Origin of the sequence: Falsiroseomonas oryziterrae (assembly GCF_021864505.1) — a bacterium.
Taxonomy (GTDB): domain Bacteria; phylum Pseudomonadota; class Alphaproteobacteria; order Acetobacterales; family Acetobacteraceae; genus Falsiroseomonas; species Falsiroseomonas oryziterrae.
Genome location: NZ_JAKJIB010000373.1, coordinates 1 through 3,706, shown reverse-complemented (window position 1 = coordinate 3,706; position 3,706 = coordinate 1). Strand labels below are relative to the sequence as shown.

At 73.3% G+C, this 3,706-nt stretch carries 4 protein-coding genes; all 4 read left to right on the top strand.

The features are described 5' to 3' along the window. Positions 1-474: ABC transporter permease subunit (locus tag L2I40_RS20390; protein WP_237217009.1), on the top strand; the 474-nt coding region annotated here is incomplete at its 5' end. After that, a complete protein-coding gene (locus L2I40_RS20385; protein ID WP_237217008.1) occupies positions 471-1,286 on the top strand; it encodes an ABC transporter permease in 816 nt (271 codons plus the stop codon). The genes L2I40_RS20390 and L2I40_RS20385, both read left to right, overlap by 4 nt. 25 nt (positions 1,287-1,311) lie before the next feature. After that, positions 1,312-2,478, top strand: a complete 1,167-nt coding sequence (locus L2I40_RS20380; protein WP_237217007.1) for a cobalamin-independent methionine synthase II family protein — start codon at positions 1,312-1,314, stop codon at positions 2,476-2,478. Between the two features lie 115 nt (positions 2,479-2,593). After that, positions 2,594-3,574: a Bug family tripartite tricarboxylate transporter substrate binding protein gene (locus tag L2I40_RS20375; RefSeq protein ID WP_237217006.1), complete on the top strand. Its 981-nt coding sequence runs from the start codon at positions 2,594-2,596 to the stop codon at positions 3,572-3,574. Positions 3,575-3,706: the final 132 nt, after the last annotated feature.

Sequence of the window (3,706 nt, the reverse complement as noted above, 5' to 3'; positions counted from 1 at the left end):
GCCGTCACGCTAGGCTGGCTGCCGGCCGCCGGCAGTAGCGAGACAGGCGGCGCCGACGCGCTCGGCTTCCTCGTCCTGCCCGTCGCCACCCTCGCCATCGCCAACCTCGCGGCTTACGCGCGCCACTCCGCCGCCGCGGTCGGCGCGACGCTCGGCGAGCCCTGGGTCACCGCGGCACGCGCGCGGGGCAACGGCGAGGCGCGGGTGCTGCTGCGCCACGCCTTCCCCAACGCCGCCGTGCCGGTGCTGCAGGTCGCAGCCCTCGACGCCGGCGCGCTGGTCGGCGGCGCGCTGATCACCGAGACCCTCTTCGCCCGCCCCGGCATGGGCAAGCTGATCTACGACGCGGTGATGGGCAACGACACCAACCTCGCGCTGATCGCGCTGCTCCTGGTCGCGCTGGTGACGATGCTGGCGACGCTCGCCGCCGACCTCGCGCAACGCGCCCTCGACCCCAGGCTGCGCGACGCATGAGGCTGCGGATCGGCCTCGTGCTCCTCGCGCTGCTCGCGCTCGGCGCGCTGCTCGCGCCGCTCGCCGAAGCCTGGCTCGGCCACGACCCCTTCGCGCCCGACCTCTTCAAGCGCCACGCGGAGGCGTCGCTGGACCATCCGCTCGGCACGGACGAGCTCGGCCGCGACATCCTGCTCCGCCTCCTCCACGGCGCACGCATCTCGCTCGCGGTCGGGCTCGCCACCGCGCTCGCCGCCGCGCTGCTCGGCACCGCGATCGGCATCCTCGCCGCCTGGCGCGGCGGCGCGCTGGATGCGGTACTGATGCGGCTGGCCGACGGCATGCTGGCGCTGCCCGCGCTGCCCGTCCTCGTCGTGCTCGCCGCCGCCGACACCGGACGCATCGGCCTGCCGCGCGGCGAGCCGCTGTCGGACATCCTGCGCATCGTCGTAATCCTCACGCTGTTCGGCTGGGTCGGCGTGGCACGCCTCGCCCGCGCCGCAACACTCTCGGTGCTCTCGCGCGATTTTGTCCGCGCGGCGCGCGCCCTCGGCGCGTCGGAGTCGCGCGTGCTGCTCCGCCATGTCGTACCCAACGTCGCAGGGCCCGTCGCCGTCGCGACCGCGCTGGCCGTCGCGGGCGCGATCCTTGCCGAAAGCACGCTCTCCTTCCTGGGCCTCGGCATCGCGCCACCCGCGGCAAGCTGGGGCAACATGCTCTCCAACGCGCAGGATCTGGTGTTCAGCGCGCCCTGGGCCGCGGTGTGGCCGGGGCTCGCCATCCTGCTCGCGGTCGCAGCCTGCACGCTGGTCGCGGACGGTCTCCGGCGCTAAGGCTTCCCGTAAGGAAGGGAACGCCATGCCGCCCCAGGCCGAAAGAATCTTCACCACGCACACCGGCAGCCTGCCCCGCCCACGTGCTCTGACCCGGCTGCACGCCAAGCGCTCGCGCGGCGAGGCGGTGGACACGACAGAACTCGCCGCCGCCACGGAAGCGGCCGTGCAGGCCATCGTGCCGAAGCAGCTCGCCGCCGGCATCGACATCCCGAATGACGGCGAGCAGGGCCGCGAATCCTTCGTGCTCTATCTGCGCGACCGCCTGACCGGCCTCGGCGGCGAGAGCCGCCGCCGGCCCTTCCAGGACGTCGAGGCCTATCCCGAATTCAAGGAATCGTTGCTGGAAAGCCTGAAGGGCAAGGAGACCGCGAGCGTCACCGGCAACCTCCCCGCCGCGACCGGCCCGGTCACCTATGTCGGCCAGGACGCGATGCGCGCCGAGCTGGCGCAGTTCCGCGCCGCGCTCGACGCCGCGGGGGGCGCCCCGGCCTTCATGGCCGCGCCCTCGCCCGGCATCGTCGCCGCCGTGGTGCAGAACCGGCACTACGACACCGACGAGGCCTATCTGAACGCGCTGGCCTCGGCGCTGCGCGCGGAATACGCCGCCATCCTCGAAGCCGGCTTCACGCTGCAGATCGACTGTCCCGACCTCGCGCTGGAACGCCACGGGGCCTGGCAGGACCGCCCGCTGGCGGACTTCCTCGACTTCTGCGAGCGCGTCGTCGCCGCCATCAACCGCGCCATCGAAGACCTGCCGAGGCACCGCATCCGCCTGCATGTCTGCTGGGGCAACTACGAGGCGCCGCACGACAGCGACGTGCCCTTCGAGGACATCTGGCCGGTCATCCGGCAGCTCAAGGTCGGCGCCTTCGTGCTGCCCTTCGCCAATCCGCGCCACGCGCATGAGCACCGCGTCTTCCGCCGCCTGCCGCTCGGGGACGACCAGGTGCTGGTCGCCGGCGTGATCGACACCCTCACCCAGTTCGTCGAGCATCCGGAGGTGATCGCCGAGCGGCTCGAGCGCATCGCGCAGAGCATCGGCGATCCGCGCCGCCTGATGGCCGGCACCGATTGCGGCTTCGACACCTCGGCCGGTCGCGGCCGCGTCGCCTCCGATGTCGTCTGGGCGAAGCTGCGCAGCCTGGCCGAGGGCGCGCGCCTCGCCTCCGACCGGCTGCTGAAGGGCTGAGCGCATGTGCTGGCTCTGCACCGTCCGGCGCCCGCCCGCGAAGCCGAGACCCCAACCGGCGGAGCCGGTGAACACAAGGAATCCGGCGGAGCCGGTGACCCAGGGAGAGACATCCATGAAGCGTCGCACGCTGATCGCGGCCACCGCCGCCGCCCTTGCGCTGCCCACCGTCGCCCGCGCGCAGGGCGCGGCATGGCCCGGCGGCCGCCAGGTCCGCATCGTCATCACCTATCCGCCCGGCGGCACGACCGACTTCGTCGCGCGTCTCTTCGCGCAGCGGCTGTCGGACCAGACGGGCGCGAGTTTCGTCGTGGAGAACCGCTCCGGCGGCGGCGGCGTGGTGGGCTGGACCAATGTGGTGCGCAGCGCGCCGGACGGCACGACGCTGCTGCTGACCGACAACTCGCTCGCCACCGCGCCGCCGCTGCAGCCCAATCTGGGCTTCGACATCCGCACCGACCTCACGCCGATCAGCGCGCTGGTGGACTACCCGACGGTCTTCGTCGTGCCCGCCGCCTCGCCCGCACGCACGCTGCGCGACCTGGTCGATGCGCAGCGCGGCCAGCCGGCCGACCGGTTCTTCTACGGCTCGATGGGCGCCGGATCCTCCCCGCATCTCTACACGGAACACCTGCAGGATTTGGCCGGGATCCGCATGACCCATGTGCCCTATCGCGGCATGGGGCCCGCCTTCACCGACCTGCTCGCCGGCCGCGTCGGACTGCTGATCGCGGCGCCGCCGACGGTGCTCGGCGCGTTGCGCGACGGGCGCGCGCGGGCGATCGCGATCGGCACCTCGGGCGGGCGCATGCCCGCGCTGCCGGACGTGCCGACGGCGCGCGAGCAGGGCTTCGATTTCCCCTATTCCTTCTGGTACGGCCTGCTCGGCCCGCGCGGGATGGAGCCGGCGCTGATCGCGCGCATCCAGGAGGAAATCGGCAAGGTCCTCGCGACGCCCGAGGTGCGCGACCGCTTCGCGCAGCAGGGCGCGGTGGTGATGTCCGGCGAGGCCGATGCGCTGCGCCGCGTGATGGACAGTGACCTCGCGCGCTGGAGCGAGGTGGTGCGCGCGAAGGGCATCACAATACAGGACTGATCGCCGCGTTCAGCCGCCCACCGGACCGCCCGCCCGCCGCGCAAGCGCGAGAAGCGCGCTGCGCGGCGGCAGCGCGGGGTCGAAGGCCGGCCAGCGCGTCGCCGGCCCGGCGAAGCTGGCGCCGGCCTCTGC